General features: G+C 39.9%; 6 protein-coding genes. 3 read left to right on the top strand and 3 right to left on the bottom strand.

Translation table 11 applies throughout. The annotated features are described in order from the left end of the window. The first annotated feature begins 50 nt into the window (after window positions 1-50). From IPL24_02240 to IPL24_02230, 3 genes are all read left to right on the top strand, one after another. The gene (locus tag IPL24_02240; protein MBK8362522.1) at window positions 51-1856 is read left to right on the top strand and encodes a hypothetical protein; all 1806 of its coding nucleotides are present in this window, start codon (window positions 51-53) and stop codon (window positions 1854-1856) included. Between the two features lie 195 nt (window positions 1857-2051). Then, window positions 2052-4229: a T9SS type A sorting domain-containing protein gene (locus IPL24_02235; protein MBK8362521.1), complete on the top strand. Its 2178-nt coding sequence runs from the start codon at window positions 2052-2054 to the stop codon at window positions 4227-4229. A 570-nt stretch (window positions 4230-4799) separates the two neighbouring features. Continuing rightward, window positions 4800-13508, top strand: coding sequence for a T9SS type A sorting domain-containing protein (locus IPL24_02230; GenBank protein MBK8362520.1), 8709 nt, complete (start codon window positions 4800-4802; stop codon window positions 13506-13508). A 162-nt stretch (window positions 13509-13670) separates the two neighbouring features. Here IPL24_02230 and IPL24_02225 read toward each other — a convergent pair whose 3' ends face one another. The 3 genes from IPL24_02225 to dnaA form a co-directional block, all read right to left on the bottom strand. Further along, window positions 13671-16325: a PAS domain S-box protein gene (locus tag IPL24_02225; GenBank protein ID MBK8362519.1), complete on the bottom strand. Its 2655-nt coding sequence runs from the start codon at window positions 16323-16325 to the stop codon at window positions 13671-13673. A gap of 174 nt (window positions 16326-16499) precedes the next feature. Further along, window positions 16500-17660: a hypothetical protein gene (locus IPL24_02220; GenBank protein ID MBK8362518.1), complete on the bottom strand. Its 1161-nt coding sequence runs from the start codon at window positions 17658-17660 to the stop codon at window positions 16500-16502. 137 nt (window positions 17661-17797) lie between these two features. After that, window positions 17798-19234, bottom strand: coding sequence for a chromosomal replication initiator protein DnaA (gene dnaA / locus IPL24_02215; GenBank protein ID MBK8362517.1), 1437 nt, complete (start codon window positions 19232-19234; stop codon window positions 17798-17800). Window positions 19235-19256 lie beyond the last annotated feature (22 nt).

Below are 19256 nucleotides of genomic sequence, written 5' to 3'. Positions count from 1 at the left end.
TCAACGGATGTTCCGCAACAACAACTACAACAGTTACTGAACCGATTGCAATGTCAGCCTCAAATACAACTACTATTGCAACATGTCCATCTTATAACAACGGAACTGCAACAGTTACGGCAAGTGGTGGAACATCACCGTATACTTATCTATGGTCAAATGGTCAGACAGGATCAACTGCGACAGCATTGACTGTTGGTACTTATACAGTAACTGTAACGGACGTGAATGGATGTACTGCAACAGCAAGTGCTACGGTATCTGCGAGTCTTGCAGGTCCTGTTCATAATACAAACACAGGATTAAATTATTGTACGATCCAGTCAGCGATCAATGCAGGAACTACCTTGAACGGACATTCGATCACAGTGGATGCAGGAACATACAATGAAGATGTAACAGTCAACAAGCAGTTGACCATTACGGGAGCCGGAATCGGTTCATCTATTGTAAGTGGTCCGATCGGTGGTGGTGGAGCTACATTCCAGATCGCCTCGAGCAATGTTGTTATCGATGGATTCACGATCACTCGTGATGGAAACAACACAACAGACTGGAACAATGCCGGATTAAATTCAGCAGGTATTGCAGTTCAGGGATTGACAGCTTCAGCAGAAGTACGGTATTGTGAGATCACAGGAATGCGTACGGGAATCGATGTGAATAACAGTAATGGAAATAATATCCATAACAACAACATTCACTTCAATCGTACAGGATTGATCTTCCGTAATCAGACAGACAATACAACTTTGACGAACAATTTCATTTCAGACAACTGGACAGTCGGAGTATTATTCCTTGATGCAAGTTCAGGAACGAACATTCCTGTTCAGAGTGCAATCAACAGTAGCTTTAATAACAACGACATCAGTGGCAACTGGTATGGACAGATCGTAGATCGTCAGACAGGTGGATCATTACCTGCAGCAGGAAGCAATCTGAAAAACTTCACATGTAACTGGTACGGAGTAACACCTCCTGTAGTAAGCACATCAAACAGTGCTGAGCCGGGTTATTCAGCACAGATCCCTGTAGCATATGGCGGATCAGCAGTAGCACCGGGCGGACAACCGGATATCTTAGGAGCAGCTTCAGCGAACTTTGTTTATACACCATATTTGACAGGTGGAACAGACTTAGGTGGAAATGCTAACGATGGTTTCCAACCGGCAGCGGGATGTTCAGCTCCATGTGCCTTAGTAGCCTCATCATCATCAACAGCAATTGCATGTAATGGTGGAACAGCAACGGTAACGGTAAGTGCAAGTGGTGGAACAGGATCATATACTGGTACAGGAACATTTACAGTAACAGCAGGAACATATACTTATACTGTAAATGATATCAACGGATGTTCAGCAACAACAACTATAACAGTTACTGAACCTGCTGTTTTAGTTGCATCCTCATCTGCAACAGCAATTGCATGTAATGGAGGCACATCTACAGTGACAATTACTGCTACAGGCGGAACTGCACCTTATACAGGTGTCGGGCCGGTAACAGTAACAGCCGGAACGTATACTTACACAGTAACAGATGCAAATGGTTGTACAAATTCAACAACAATAACTGTTACTGAGCCTACAGCATTAGTTGCTTCATCTACAGCAGGCACTATTTCATGCAATGGAGGAACAACAACTGTAACAATATCTGCAACAGGTGGCACAGCTCCTTATACAGGAATTGGTCCTGTAACAGTAACAGCGGGAACTTATACTTACACAGTAACAGATGCTAATGGATGTACAAATTCTACAACAATCACCGTTACTGAACCTTCTGCACTAGTTGCAAGTTCATCATCAACACCAATAGCTTGTAATGGTGGGTTGTCTTCAACTACCTAAGTTAACGGAACCTTTCAGCGCAACAGGTTGTAATAGCACCATCAACTGTTACAGGGACTGGATCATTCAATGAAGTTGCAGGAACATATACTTATGTTGTTACAGATGCGAATGGATGTACTGCTTCAACTTCAATTACAATAACACAACCATCTGCAGTTGTTGCTTCATCATCTCTCAAGGAGCATCAATACTTTGTTTTGGGGAACTACTACTGTCACTATTTCAGCAAGTGGTGGAACATCTCCATATAGCGGACTTGGAACATTTACAGTTTCTGCAGGAACTTATACATATGTTGTAACTGATGCCAATGGATGTACTTCTTCAACATCGATCACAGTTACTCAGCCAACTCAGCTTGTTGCAACTTATTCTGCACCTCCGATCTTATGTTACGGTGGGTCTACTGTAGTTACTATTTCAGGAACGGGTGGAACTGCACCTTATTCAGGAACCGGACCGATGAATCAATTTGTTGGTACAATGAGCTATTCTATTTCTGATGCAAACAGTTGTACAGCTTCAGTATCTGTGACTCTCACTCAGCCAATGAAAGTGGAAGGTACGACAACAACAGTGGGCACAACCTGCGCAGGAAATGACGGAAGTGCTACTGTTAGTCCGACAGGAGGAACAGGAACATACACCTACTTATGGACCGGCGGACAAACAACTCAAACTGCTACAGGTTTATCTGCGGGAACATATACAGTTATCATTACTGATGGTAATGGTTGTACCGGTTCTGCAACAGCTATTGTAGTCAGCGGCGGATCAACTCCATCTACACCGGGAAGTATCAGCGGACCGGCTGGAGCATGCCCTAATCAGACGGGACTGGTTTATTCAATTGCAATTGTACCGGGGGCAACTTCATACATCTGGCAATTACCGGCAGGTGCAACAGGATCATCAACTACAAATTCAATTTCTGTTTCCTTTGGTCCGTCGTATGCCGGTGGATTCATCTGTGTCGCAGCAAGCAACGTATGCGGAACAAGTATGCAAAGCTGTATGAATATTCCTGTGCTCACAATAATTCCATCTCAGCCTACACCGATCTCAGGACCTTCGATTATATGCGGTGGAAATGTTGCTACTTATTCTGCAACATCCACTAATGCATTGAGCTACTTCTGGAAGGTGACCGGTACAGGTGTATCCATATTGACAGGACAAGGAACAAATACAGTTACTGTTAGTATTCCAATCGGATTTGGCCAAGGTTCAATTCAGGTTAATGGCGTAAACTGCATTGGTAATAGCGTGGTTCGTGGAATGACACTGACAGGAATACCTAGTCACTCGAATGCCGTGATCGGACCAAATTATATTTGTGCAAATAATAATGCTACTTATACGATGCCATTAGTGAGTGGTGCTACAACATATACTTGGACTTCAACCGGTGCAATTTCATTGATCACATCAAGTCAGAATTCAGTTAACAGTGTAGCTCAATTTAATTTCGGACCTGCATTTACTTCAGGAACGATTACAATTACAGTTAGCAATTTATGTGGAAGTTACGCCCGTTCATTTGTAGTTCGTTCTACGCCAAGTCAACCAGGTGGTATGACAGGACCATCTACAGCTCTATGTGGTGTTTCAGGTGTTACATATTCTATTGGTGCCGTAGGTACAGCAACATCATATACATGGACAGCAACTCCGGAAATAGCTATCCAATCAGTAGCTCCTGACGGACTTTCTGTTGTAGTTGACTTCTTACCTTCATTTACAAATACTGGAACCATTTGTGTAACCGCAAATAATGGTTGTGGTGCAAGTACACAACGATGTTTTATTGTAAGTGCACGTCCTGCAACTCCGGTTGTAACAGGCCCTACATCCGTATGTAAATCGCAATCTGCAGTCGGTTATTCAATTCCGATTATTCCTACAGCTAGTTCATATACGTGGTCGGTTACCGGTGGAGCAACCATTTCACCATCAGGAACATCAGCTTTAGTAAATTACACAACTGCAACTAGTAGTTCTGCCATTGTCCGTGTAAACGCTATCAATGGTTGCGGTGCATCACAACCCGGAACTGTAATTGTAAATGTGAATCTATTCTGCAGAACGGCAGCAGAAGATTCTGAAACTATGTTGAGTGGAGAAATTAAAGCCTATCCTAATCCGACATCCGGAAATGTTACTGTTGATTTCTCTTCTGAAATAGATACAGAAGTATTATTAACTGTATCAGATCTTACAGGAAAAATAGTTGTCAGTAATATCATTGAAGCGATTCAAGGAAGTAACAGCAAGGAAATAGAACTTAATAATCTGTCTAAAGGTATTTATATGCTAAATCTTAGATCTGATAAATCTGTTTCTGAATCGATACGGTTGGTTGTTGAATAATCTTTAATAATTTTTTTAAAAAAGGCTATAGGTCAATTTATGATCTATAGCCTTTTTTGATTATAAATTTTGATGAATAATCAAATCTTTGCGATAAAATAAATGACATAGTTTTTTTGCCATATTTATTTGGTTTCGCTGATATGTCCGCCATACTTAAGATAAAATTATCTATTTTCTGATTTATTCCATAAATTAATAAGTTTTATTATAATATTTAATTAATTATATATTTATGCATTTTACCTTTAATTTCAAGTAAAATTGTTAGAAATGATCTTTGAAATTCCGTTTTATCAGATTTATTATTTCATTTATTGTAATATTTGAATATGTTTTATACATTGTCATTAAATTATTAAACTTGTATATAATAATTTTTATTTTTAAATAAAATCAACAACGAATTATTTAAAAATACACAAGTTCTTTTTTTACTTCTCTGTATTTAAATTGTTTAATTGTATACAATTATTTATTTTCCGGACATAATTTATTTTTTAATAAACCGTCACTCCCTAAAAGGCGATTTTCCGGCACCAAAAAAAATCCACAAACACACCTATAACCATGAACACAAAAAACTCCCCACAAAGTTTCAGGCATGAAAAAAATGAAAAATTAACTTTCCTGCATTTAGGAAATCGTACCAATTCAGTTTATTACTTCTCCTTCTTAATATTTTTAGCCGCAACACTCCTGATTCCGCAAACTGGTTCAGCGACTGGATGTTCAGACTATGAAGAAACAACAGGAACAATCCCAAGCACTGCTGTCATTGACGCTAGAGCAAGGTATGGTTATAGTGCATACGAAGGCATCTTGTTTACTCCAGGATCACCATCCGGATTACAGTTAAATCCATCCGGAAATCCGTCATGGGTAGCATGGACATTTTACGATGTAAAATTCACGTATACTGCTTCAACAGGACAATCCAAATGGGAAATTGATTACAACGGAGACTCAGATTTCAATGATTCACAGGAAAGGGTAACGTCAAATTCTCCGACATTGGCCGGAAAAGGTTTCAATGCAATCTGGTTGAATATTCAAGGAGCTTCTTCAAATGGCGCTATGATGTATGTAAAGAATTTTACAATCAACGGAACTAATTTTGGAATCTACTCATCGAATTCGAATACAGTTGTAGAACCGTTATTTGAATACCAGGCAGGAAATCATAATATCACAATTACTGCACAGATAAAATTCACTGCAGGTTTCAGCAATGATCAACCACATTTCTATCTCAGATTAGGAAATCAGGTTTCAACGAAACCGACGCTTACTGCAACTCAGGTCAATCCATCATGTTTTGGCAGTACAAATGGTTCAATTAATTTAACACCTACGGAAGGTAGTTTTACATGCACAAAAACCGGATATACTTATTTGTGGAGTCCCGGTGGAGCAACTACACAGGACAGGTCAGGACTTGGAGCAGGAACATATACAGTAGTTGTTACTGATGGATATGGATACACTTCTTCATTGAATGTGACGTTGACACAGCCATCGATGTTAGTGGCATCTTCATCAGCAACAGCGATTGTATGTAATGGTGGAACATCAACAGTTACTGTCAGTGCAACAGGAGGAACTGCGCCATATACAGGAACAGGAACTTTCACGGTTACAGCAGGTACACATAATTATACCGTAATTGATGCAAATGGTTGTTCAAAAAAAACTTCTGTGACTGTAACTCAGCCGTCAATATTGGTAGCTTCATCTTCGGCAACGCCAATATTATGTAATGGAGGAAACTCAACTGTGACGGTGAGTGCAAGTGGTGGAGTGGCACCATATTCAGGGACAGGGACATTTTCAGTTACGGCCGGTACACATAGTTTTACGGTTACCGATGCAAACGGTTGTTCAAAGATCACATCAGTAACAATTACACAGCCGTCATTATTGGCTGCTTCATCTTCGGCAACACCGATTTTGTGTAACGGTGGAAATTCAACAGTAACAGTGAGTGCAAGTGGTGGAGTGGCTCCATATAGCGGAACAGGTACGTTTACAGTATCTGCCGGAACACATTCTTATACAGTAACCGATGCGAATGGATGTTCTAAAACTACCTCTGTTACCGTTACTGAACCGACTCTATTGGTTGCAAGTTCTTCTGCAACGGCAATTCTTTGTAATGGTGGATCATCGAATGTAACAGTAAGTGCAACAGGTGGAACTGCGCCTTATTCAGGTACAGGAACTTTTACAGTTTCAGCGGGAACTCATGCATATACTATAACAGATGCAAATGGATGTACAAAGAAAACCTCTGTAACAGTAACTCAGCCTACAGCATTAGTAGCTACCTCTTCGGCGACAACAATCATTTGCAATGGAGGGAATTCAACAGTGACCGTTGGTGCAAGTGGTGGAGTTGGACCATATTCAGGAATCGGAACATTTAGTGTTACTGCGGGAACGCATTCTTTTACAGTAACTGATGCAAACGGTTGTACATCTACAACAACAAATACGATCACAGAGCCAACTGCATTGGTTGCTTCTTCATCAGCAACTGCGATGCTTTGTAATGGTGGTTCATCTACGGTTACAGTATCTGCAACAGGTGGAACTGCTCCGTATTCAGGAACAGGAACATTTACAGAAACAGCAGGAACATATTCATACACGGTGACGGATGCAAACGGTTGTACATCTACAACAACAATTACGATCACTGAACCTACTGCATTAGTAGCTTCATCATCTGCAACTGCAATACTTTGTAATGGTGGAAGTTCAACGGTTACGGTATCTGCAACAGGTGGAACTGCTCCTTATTCAGGAACAGGATCATTTGCTGAAACTGCAGGAACCTATTCATACACGGTGACGGATGCAAACGGTTGTACTTCTTCAACAACAATTACGATCACTGAACCAACGGCATTGGTTGCTTCTTCATCTGCAACTGCAATACTTTGTAATGGTGGTTCATCTACAGTTACTGTAAGTGCAACAGGTGGAACAGCACCTTATTCCGGAACAGGAACATTTACAGAAACAGCCGGAACCTATTCATACACGGTGACGGATGCAAACGGTTGTACATCTACAACAACAATTACGATCACAGAACCTACTGCATTGGTAGCTTCATCATCTGCAACTGCAATACTTTGTAATGGTGGTTCAGCTACTGTTACAGTAAGCGCAACAGGCGGAACAGCTCCGTATTCAGGAACAGGATCATTTACAGAAACAGCAGGAACGTATTCGTACACGGTGACGGATGCAAACGGTTGTACTTCTTCAACAACAATTACGATCACAGAACCTACGGCATTGGTTGCTTCATCATCTGCAACAGCAATTTTTTGTAACGGTGGAAATTCAACAGTTACAGTATCTGCAACAGGCGGAACAGCTCCGTATTCAGGAACAGGATCATTTACAGAAACAGCAGGAACGTATTCGTACACGGTGACTGATGCAGACGGTTGTACTTCTTCAACCACAATCACGATAACAGAACCTACGGCATTGGTTGCTTCATCATCTGCAACAGCAATACTTTGTAACGGTGGTTCAGCTACTGTTACAGTAAGCGCAACAGGCGGAACAGCTCCGTATTCAGGCACAGGAACATTTACAGAAACAGCTGGAACTTATTCGTACACGGTGACGGATGCAAACGGTTGTACATCTATAACAACAATTACGATCACTGAACCTACTGCATTGGTTGCGTCATCTTCTGCAACTGCTATACTTTGCAACGGTGGAAATTCAACGGTGACTGTATCTGCAACTGGTGGAACAGCTCCATATTCCGGAACAGGAACATTTACTGAAACTGCAGGAACCTATTCATACACGGTGACGGATGCAAATGGTTGTTCATCGTCAACAACAATTACGATCACTGAACCTACGGCATTGGTTGCTTCGTCATCTGCAACAGCAATTCTTTGTAACGGTGGAAGCTCAACGGAGACGGTATCTGCAACAGGTGGAACAGCTCCTTATTCCGGAACAGGAACATTTACAGAAACAGCCGGGACCTATTCATACACGGTGACGGATGCAAACGGTTGTACATCTACAACAACAATTACGATCACAGAGCCAACTGGATTGGTTGCTTCATCGTCTGCAACTGCAATACTTTGTAAAGGTGGTTCAGCTACTGTTACAGTAAGCGCAACTGGTGGAACTGCTCCGTATTCAGGAACAGGAACATTTACAGAAACAGCAGGAACATATTCATACACGGTGACGGATGCAAACGGTTGTACATCTACAACAACAATTACGATCACAGAGCCAACTGCATTGGTTGCTTCTTCATCAGCAACTGCGATACTTTGTAACGGTGGAAGTTCAACGGTGACGGTATCTGCAACAGGCGGAACTGCTCCGTATTCAGGAACAGGAACTTTCACTGAAATAGCTGGAACCTATTCGTACACAGTGACGGATGCAAACGGTTGTACATCTACAACAACAATTACGATCACAGAACCAACTGCATTGGTTGCTTCTTCATCAGCAACTGCGATACTTTGTAATGGTGGTTCATCTACAGTTACAGTATCTGCAACAGGTGGAACTGCTCCTTATTCAGGAACAGGATCATTTACTGAAACTGCAGGAACCTATTCATACACGGTGACGGATGCGAATGGTTGTACTTCTACAACTTCAATTACGATCACTGAACCAACTGCATTGGTGGCTTCATCATCTGCAACAACAATTCTTTGTAATGGCGAAAGCTCAACAGTGACGGTATCTGCAACAGGTGGTACAGCTCCGTATTCAGGAACAGGATCATTTACAGAAACAGCAGGAATTTATTCGTACACGGTGACGGATGCAAATGGTTGTACATCTACAACAACAATTACGATCACAGAGCCAACTGCATTGGTGGCTTCATCGTCTGCAACTGCGATACTTTGTAATGGTGGTTCATCTACAGTTACTGTAAGTGCAACAGGTGGAACAGCTCCTTATTCCGGAACAGGAACATTTACAGAAACAGCAGGAACCTATTCATACACGGTGACGGATGCAAACGGTTGTACATCTACAACAACAATTACGATCACAGAACCAACTGCATTAGTAGCTTCTTCATCTGCTACTGCGATACTTTGTAATGGTGGTTCATCTACAGTTACAGTATCTGCAACAGGTGGAACTGCTCCTTATTCAGGAACAGGATCATTTACAGAAACAGCAGGAACCTATTCATACACGGTGACGGATGCGAATGGTTGTACTTCTACAACTTCAATTACGATCACTGAACCAACTGCATTGGTGGCTTCATCATCTGCAACAACAATTCTTTGTAATGGCGAAAGCTCAACAGTGACGGTATCTGCAACAGGTGGTACAGCTCCGTATTCAGGAACAGGATCATTTACAGAAACAGCAGGAACGTATTCGTACACGGTGACGGATGCAAACGGTTGTACTTCTACAACAACAATCACGATCACTGAACCAACTGCATTAGTAGCTTCTTCATCTGCAACTGCAATTCTTTGTAACGGTGGAAATTCCACTGTGACAGTTTCAGCGACAGGTGGAACTGCTCCTTATTCAGGAACAGGATCATTTACTGAAACTGCAGGAACCTATTCATACACGGTGACGGATGCAAACGGTTGTACATCGTCAACAACAATTACGATCACTGAATCTACGGCATTGGTTGCTTCGTCATCTGCAACAGCAATACTTTGTAACGGTGGTTCAGCTACTGTTACAGTAAGCGCAACAGGCGGAACAGCTCCTTATTCTGGAACAGGATCATTTACAGAAACAGCAGGAACGTATACATACACGGTGACGGATGCAAACGGTTGTACATCTACAACAACAATCACGATCACAGAGCCAACTGCATTAGTTGCTTCTTCATCTTCAACAGCGATACTTTGTAACGGTGGTTCATCTACAGTTACTGTAAGCGCAACTGGTGGAACTGCTCCGTATTCAGGAACAGGAACATTTACAGAAACAGCAGGAACATATTCGTACACGGTAACGGATGCAAACGGTTGTACTTCTTCAACAGCAATTACGATCACTGAACCAACTGCATTGGTGGCTTCATCATCTGCAACAGCGATACTTTGTAGCGGTGCTTCATCTACAGTTACAGTATCTGCAACAGGTGGAACTGCTCCTTATTCAGGAACAGGATCATTTACAGAAACAGCAGGAACCTATTCATACACGGTGACTGATGCAAACGGTTGTACATCTACAACAACAATTACGATCACAGAACCAACTGCATTGGTTGCTTCTTCATCAGCAACTGCGATACTTTGTAATGGTGGTTCATCTACAGTTACAGTTTCTGCAACAGGTGGAACTGCTCCTTATTCAGGAACAGGATCATTTACAGAAACAGCAGGAACCTATTCTTACACAGTGACGGATGCAAACGGTTGTACTTCTACAACTTCAATTACGATCACTGAACCAACTGCATTAGTAGCTTCATCGTCTGCAACTGCAATACTTTGTAACGGTGGAAGTTCAACGGTGACTGTTTCAGCAACAGGTGGAACAGCTCCATATTCCGGAACAGGATCATTTACAGAAACAGCAGGAACCTATTCTTACACAGTGACGGATGCAAACGGTTGTACTTCTACAACTTCAATTACGATCACTGAACCAACTGCATTAGTAGCTTCTTCATCTGCTACTGCGATACTTTGTAATAGTGGTTCATCTACAGTTACAGTATCTGCAACAGGTGGAACAGCTCCATATTCCGGAACAGGATCATTCTCAGAAACAGCAGGAACGTATACATACACGGTGACGGATGCAAACGGTTGTACATCTACAACAACAATCACGATCACAGAGCCAACTGCATTGGTGGCTTTATCATCTGCAACTGCAATACTTTGTAACGGTGGTTCAGCTACTGTTACAGTAAGCGCAACTGGTGGAACTGCTCCGTATTCAGGAACAGGAACATTTACAGAAACAGCAGGAACATATTCGTACACGGTAACGGATGCAAACGGTTGTACTTCTTCAACAGCAATTACGATCACTGAACCAACTGCATTGGTGGCTTCATCATCTGCAACTGCAATACTTTGTAGTGGCGGAACTTCGATAGTTACAGTGAGTGCAACAGGTGGAGTAGGACCATATGTAGGACCGGATACGTATGAAGTATTGGCAGGCACACATGTTTATTCTGTTTCGGATGCAAATGGATGTTCAACAACTACATCAATAACAATTACACAGCCGGATGTTTTGGTTCCGTCGTATTCAGCAGCTCCGATAAATTGTTATGGTGCATCTACGACAGTAACAGTTTCTGCTGTTGGTGGAACAGCTCCTTATACAGGAACAGGTTCGATAAATCAATTTGCAGGAACAATGAATTACACAGTCAGTGATTTTAATGGATGTACATCAATTCTGACTGTCACTTTAAGTCAACCGATGAAAGTCGAAGGATCGACCAGTTCGGTTTCAACATCTTGTGCAGGTAATGACGGTTCAGCAACAGTTAATGCAACAGGCGGTACCGGTATTTACACTTATTTATGGTCCGATGGACAAACAACTCAGACAGCGACAAATCTTGCAAGCGGTACATATTCGGTAACAATTACTGACAGTAATGGATGTATCGGTTATCTTTCTGCAACTGTTGCAAATGGAGGAACAACTCCTGGAACTCCGGGTACTATCAGTGGACCAGCAGGACTATGTAGAAATCAAACAGGAGTTGTTTATTCTGTTGCAAGTGTTCCTGGAGCTACATCATACAATTGGTATTTGCCATCTGGAATATCAGGCACCTCAACAACCAATTCAATAACTATAGCTGTAAGCTCAGGTTATATGGGTGGATTTATCTGTGTTGAAGCAGTGAATGTCTGCGGTACCAGTTCCCAAAGTTGCATGAATATCCCGGTAATAACTACTAAACCTTCACAAGCAACTCCTATCGTCGGACCATCTATTATCTGCGGTGGTACTATTGGAACCTATTCTACAACATCAACAAATGCTCTTAGTTATTTCTGGAAAGTTACAGGTACGGGAGTATTTATCATCAGCGGACAGGGAACGAATACAGTTACTGTAAATATTCCGGTTGGATTCGGTCAGGGTTCAATACAGGTGAATGGAGTAAATTGTCTGGGAAATGGCCTCGTTCGTGGTATGACACTGACAGGAATTCCCATTCACTCAAATGCTGTTATAGGACCAAATTTTGTTTGTGCAAATAACAATGTGACCTATACAATGCCATTAGTGGCTGGTGCGCAGAATTATGTATGGACAACAACCGGAGATATATCATTAGTTTCTTCATTCCAGAATTCGGTAAATTCAGTAGCTAATTTTAATTTCGGCTCTGCATTTACTTCCGGAACGATAACAATTACTGTCAGCAATACTTGTGGAAGTTATCCAAGATCCTTCGTTGTTCAATCAGTGCCTAGTCAACCGGGAAGTATTTCCGGACCTAATACAGCATTGTGCGGTGTAAGCGGAGTGACCTATTCAATTGCACCGGTACCAACTGCCATTTCTTATAGCTGGACAACAACTGTTCCGGGTATCGATATACAATCTGTTGCTCCTGATGGTCTATCAATAGTTGTCGACTTTACTGGTGCATTTACCGGAGCAGGAAATATTTGTGTAACGGCGACTAACAATTGCGGCGTAAGTACTCAACGTTGTTTTACCGTGAGTGCACGACCGGCAACACCTGCATTAACCGGTCCGACTACAGTCTGTAAATCTCAAACAGCAGTGGCATATTCATTCCCTGCAGTTCCAACAGCTACTTCATACTCCTGGTCAGTTACCGGTGGTGGCATTATTTCGCCTTCCGGTACATCAGCTTCTGTTAATTATACGACAGCAACAAGTAGTTCAGCTATTGTCCGTGTAAACGCAATCAATGCTTGCGGTGCATCACAACCGGGAACTGTAATTGTGAATGTGAATTTATTCTGCAGAACTGCCGGTAATGATTCTCAACTGCTGAAAGGGGAATTAAGTGCTTATCCAAATCCGACTTCCGGAAAAGTGATAATTGAATTTAATTCTGAAACTGAAACGAATGTTATTTTAACTATCACAGATATTACCGGAAAATCAGTTATGAATGAAATCATTTCTGCCGGTGAAGGAAGTAACACGAAAGATCTCGATCTTGGCAATCTTGCAAAAGGGATCTACATGCTAAGTCTGAAAACTGATGAACTTGTTTCTCAAACAATTCGATTGGTTGTTGAATAACTAATAACGAATAACTAATAACTAATAACTAACTAATAACTAATAACGAATAACTAATAACTAATAACTAATAACTAATAACTAATAACTAATAACTGCAGTCTGGAAAGTAATCTCCGGACTGCCAGTTATTCGTTAGTAGTTATTAGTAATTTATTAAAACTAGACTTCTCTTACGTTTAATAAAACCGCCGGAACATCTTTATAAGAAATCCGCATCGCTTTGATCTCAATATCTGCAGGTTCGCCGGTGATTTTGTAATACGTGCTGATGTGCTCTGTGATTTCGCCATTGAATAATTTTTTAAAATCGGCCATCAATTTACTTTTATCAGCTTCAGGAATAAGTTCAGAAATATTTTTTCCTATCAATTGCTTTTTGGAAATTCCCTGAAGTTCGCAGGCTTTTTTATTTACATTTAAAATTGTTCCGTAATTATCTTCAATAAAAATTGCATCAGGAACATTTTCAAAAAACGAATTGAACAAATTTTCAGATGCAACAAGTTTTTCCTCAGTCTTCCTGGTGCTTGTTTTATCAATAATAATTCCGGTAAGACGTTCTACTTCATGATCTTTACTTAAAAATGGATAAGAGTAAATCTGGTGTGTTCTGAGCGCTCCGTGAACATAAACCCGATACTCATAGGATGTAGATTTTCCTGAAATAACCTGAGCATTATAAAAATCCAGAAAGCCTTGTCTATCGTCGGGATGCATAATCGCAGCCTGAACTTCAAGAGAAAGAGGAGGGTAGATCTCCTTCAGGCCGAACATCCGTTTTGTTTCTTTTGACCAACTGGTCGTTCTATCTTTTACATTGTGTTCCCATAGACCGATATTTGCAATTTCAAAAGCATTCGACATTAATCTTTTCTGGCTTTTTAATTCACGTTCTCTTGTGTAAATATCTGTCAGATCCAAAATAGTTCCACTCATCTTGATTACTTTATGCTGAGAGTCGTAAATAGGATATGCAGAAACTAAGACGGCCTTTGTTATACCGGATCTCAATTGTATCCGGTATTCAATATTCATGTAATGACCATTCTGAACACTTTCAATCGATCTTTTGAAATTATCTCTGTCATCAGGATGAATGATGTTATTGATTTCTGTTCTGGACATCGGGCCTTTTGATTTTTCCTGATCAAATATCTTATAAATAGCATCAGACCAAAGTGCTTCACGATCATTTCGAAAGTCGCGAATCCAAAAACCGATCTTTGAATTGTTCTCGACTGCATCAATGATCGTTTGTTTTTCTAACAATTCATCGTATGCTTTTTTGAGTTTAGAAATATTAGTGATCGTACCAATGGCGATCTTTTCTGATTCGTTTTCTATAAAAGAAACACATATTTTAGTCCAGATAATACGGCCGTCTTTATCTGAAAAACGAATTTTTGTTTCTATACTGTTTTCCAGAATAAGGAAATTCTCAAACTTTGCAATAAAATTATTCAGATCCTCTTTATAGATAAAGTCAATCCAATCCCGGTCTTTAATTTTCCCGGGTGAAGTGCGTAGTAATTTTGGAATAAAATCATTTGCATAAATGCAATTCCCGGCTTTATCAAGTTTAAAGATACCCACCGGTGCATTTTCAGACAAAGTCCGGAAGATCTGTTCACTTTGTTTCAATTCCTCTTCGGCTTTTTTAAATGCAGTAACATCTCTGCCTAAAATAGAAACCCCTACGATCTCATCATTTGCAAAAATCGGATACAGAGTAATTTGTGCGTGAAATTTTCCGTTTTCGGTATCGAATATGTCTTCAACAGTGAATTTTTCACCACCTAAAGATCTATTGTACCGTTCAATCCACATTTCATATCTCTCAGGAATAGTAGCAAATTCTTTCAAAGGCATGTTGACCCTTACATTTATTCCTCTCAGTTTATTAAACATCTTCGAGGCAACTTCATTGAATTCTACGATTCTGTAATTTCTGTCAACTGACCAAAGTGCTTCATCGATTGAAGCTACCAGGCTCTCATAATTACCTTTAGTTTTTGAAAGTTCAGTTTTTACTTTTTCTTTTTCAGTTACATTTATTCCGATTATCAATATTGAGCTTACTGTCTGATTTGAATCGAATAATGGCAGAAGTTTGCAATCTAACCAGAGGTCATTGTTTTTAGCTCGTTTTATCTGTAATGAAATATTTCTTTTATGTCCTCTGCATGCATTTGCGTGAACTTCTTTAAATTCTTTTAGTTTGGAAGGATCAATAAAGTCAAGGATCTTTAATTTTTTTGAGGTCAATCTGGAATCAGAAATTTCAAGTAATTCCTGAGCTGCATTATTTATATTTATAAATTCATGGTTGAATCCAATTTCGAAAATCGATTCCGGATTATTGTTAAAAAAGGTTTGAAGTTTTGCTTCATTTTCCTTGTTTAATTCCTCACTTTCCTTTTTTTCCTTAATTGTATTTTTTATACCAATGCTTTTAGTGATAACAGCAGGCAAGGAGAGAAGATTATATTTGGTCAGATATTCATCTACACCATATTTCAAATAGTCTTTTGCAAGTTCTTCCGGAATAGTTCCGGTGATCAGGATAAAAGGAATAAGATGACCTTGCTCTTTCAGGAAAGCCAATGCTTCATGAACACTGTACTTTGTCAGATTGGTGCCGGCTAAGATAATATCAGGCTTAAAGCGATTTATATACTTAATAAAATCGCTTTCTGTTTTGGCAGACTTGGATTCAAAATCAATATTTGAATCTTTTAAGATACTCTCAAAAAGTTTGATCTCAGATTGATTCTCCTCCAGAATCAACACTTTTAATGGGTTCGACAACGACATTTTTCTTTGAATTATTTAAAAAAATTGAACTGATAATCTGTGTGTGAAATTCCATTTAAATGTGTGTGTAATTGTGTATGTTAAAAGTATGATTTTAGACAGTAAAGCATTTTTTTACTTCACGTTTTTATTAACAGGATTTTTCTAATAATTATTAATAAAAATGGGTATCTTTCAATGAATAATGGGGTGTCTTAAAAATTCTTTATTTCTGTCAAACAGGTATCTGTAAGTGATCAATACACGACTTTTGTAAGTCCCAAGATTCTCAGCAATAGCAACCATTTTCGGGTTAAAGTCGCCAATCCACTGCATTTCGTAATCATGATAAATATTTTCCTTTCGCATCATGGTCGCACCTTCAAGGATCATATAAGCATCGACACCTTTGCCCTGATGTTCAGGAACTAGTCCAAACACGAGTCCATACATTTTTTTAATTCGTCTGCGCTTCAATTCAATGATGAACTGGAGTTTCTGCAGCAATCCGAATTTACCATTAAATTTTTTAAAGATCTGATTGATATCCGGTAAATTGACCCACATTCCAACCGGTTCATTCTTATAATAGACATACCAGATCAGTTTTTCATCAATAACCGGTTTCATGGAATTAAACAGGCGAAGTACTTGATTTTTGTCCAGTTCTTTCCCGCCGCCATGTTTGGCCCAGGCTTTATTATAAATGGTGCGAAAATCTTCTGCGAATTTCTCAAGTTGTGATTTCTTAAAATATTTTGAAGAGTAATTCGGATCCGCAGTTATTTGTGCGTGCCGGATATGAAATTTATCCTGGAGCTTATCATGAACTTTCAAAGAAAAGCACCATTGTTCAAAGTAGGTCTTGAATCCGTAGTTTTCAAAAAGTTGCTTATAATACGGTTTATTGAAATTCATTTTATAAGGAACAGGATCAAAACCTTGTACGATCAGGCCCCACCAGCTATCACGTTCACCGAAGTTAATGGGTCCATCCATTGCTTCTTGATTATTGGCAATTAACCATTGCTTTGCGGTATCAAAAAGCAGGTTTGCTGCATTCTGATCATTCGGACATTCAAAAAAACCGATACCACCTGTCGGCTGGGATTCTTTTTTGGAAGTACGTTCATTATAAAAGGCCGCAATTCTTCCAATAGTTCTTCCCTGATCATTCTTGAGAAGAAACCGGGTACGATTACCATGTCTGAAAAATTTGTTTTTCTTTCTATCGAAAACAACTTCTATATCTTTATCCAGCGGCCGGATCCAATTCGGATCGTCACTATAAATGTTCACAGGAAGAAGTAAGAACTCCCGGGCATCATTTTCTGACTGAACTTCTGTTACTTTCATTACAACGTTTTAAATTAGTTGATAAATGTCGCATTGAACCCTTTAAACCCATTTTGCAATTTTACTCTTACAAACATCCGAATAAAAAAACCACCGAATGAACTATCCGGTGGTTTTTTTTAATTTCACTTGAAGTATTACTTTCCGCTGATACTAATTTTCTTTTGTAATTCAAGCACACTGGCTTTGAACTTCTTATCTGTTTCGATGAGGTTATTCACTGTACGACAAGCGTGCAGTACGGTTGCGTGGTCTTTCCCACCACAATGAGCACCAATTGAACTTAAGGAAGACTTCGTCATACTTTTAGCGAAGTACATTGCTATCTGACGAGCCTGAACTACCTGACGCTTACGTGTTTTAGATTTCAGCATTTCGATAGGAAGGTCGAAGTAATCACAAACGATCTTCTGGATGTAATCGATAGAAACTTCATGAGTTGTATTCTTCACGAATTTATCTATCATTTGCTTAGCAAGTTCGAGCGTAACTGCTTTCTTATTTAAAGAAGCCTGAGCAAGAATTGAGATCAAAGCACCTTCAAGTTCACGAACATTGGAAGTGATGCTATAAGCGATATATTCAACAATCTCTTTAGGAAGCTCAATACCATCGATATACATCTTCTTATTTAAAATAGCGATTCGTGTTTCGAGATCAGGCATCTGAAGGTCAGCAGCTAAGCCCCATTTGAATCGGCTAAGTAAACGTTGTTCCATTCCCTGAAGATCCACAGGAGCTTTATCAGAGGTTAGAATTAATTGTTTACCTGTTTGATGTAAGTGGTTGAAGATGTGGAAAAATACATCTTGTGTTTTTTCTTTTCCTGCGAAGAATTGAATATCATCGATGATCAATACATCGATCATCTGATAAAAGTGAACGAAATCATTTTGTTCATTGTTTCTTACAGCATCGATGAACTGATGTGTAAATTTCTCTGAAGAAACATAAAGAACAGTTTTTCCCGGATGAGAATTTTTGATCTCAATACCAATAGAATGCGCAAGGTGAGTTTTTCCCATTCCGACACCGCCATAGATCAGCAGGGGATTGAAAGAAGTTCCACCGGGCTTATTCGACACTGCATAGCCGGCAGAACGTGCCAGACGATTGCAATCACCTTCGATAAAATTTTCGAATGTGTAATTCGGATTGAGTTGTGATTCAACATTTACCTTCTTTAACCCGGGTATAATGAATGGATTACGAATGGTATTTGCAGTAGAATTCAACGGAACATTAACGGGAGAGTTTTTCAGATCCGAATGAGAGCGGGTTGGGATTTTTACAGTGTAAGATTTTGAATCAGCAGTTGCGTTTTCCATTACAATGCTGTATTCAAGTCTGCCGTCTGTACCAAGTTGTTGACGAATTGTTTTTCTCAAAAGAGTAATGTAGTGTTCTTCAAGCCATTCATAAAAGAACTGGCTTGGAACTTCAATCGTAAGGACCTTACCATCAAGCTTGATTGGCTTGATTGGCTCGAACCAGGTTTTGAAACTCTGAGGACTAACGTTGTCTTTGATGATCTGCAGGCATTTTGTCCAAATACTCTCGCAAGTTTTCTCAATAGTGGTTTTCAAGAAAAGGGTT

The organism is Bacteroidota bacterium (assembly GCA_016711505.1).
In the GTDB taxonomy this organism is placed as follows: domain Bacteria; phylum Bacteroidota; class Bacteroidia; order AKYH767-A; family 2013-40CM-41-45; genus JADKIH01.
Note: the sequence above shows the minus strand (reverse complement) of the source record. Positions and strands in the feature narration are given on the sequence as shown.

Bases quoted from the DNA above. Each gene is read 5' to 3' on its own strand.
- IPL24_02240 (MBK8362522.1), top strand. From the start codon at position 51: ATGTCAGCCTCAAATACAACTACTATTGCAACATGTCCATCTTATAAC.
- IPL24_02230 (MBK8362520.1), top strand. From the start codon at position 4,800: ATGAACACAAAAAACTCCCCACAAAGTTTCAGGCATGAAAAAAATGAA.
- IPL24_02225 (MBK8362519.1), bottom strand. From the start codon at position 16,325: ATGTCGTTGTCGAACCCATTAAAAGTGTTGATTCTGGAGGAGAATCAA.
- IPL24_02220 (MBK8362518.1), bottom strand. From the start codon at position 17,660: ATGAAAGTAACAGAAGTTCAGTCAGAAAATGATGCCCGGGAGTTCTTA.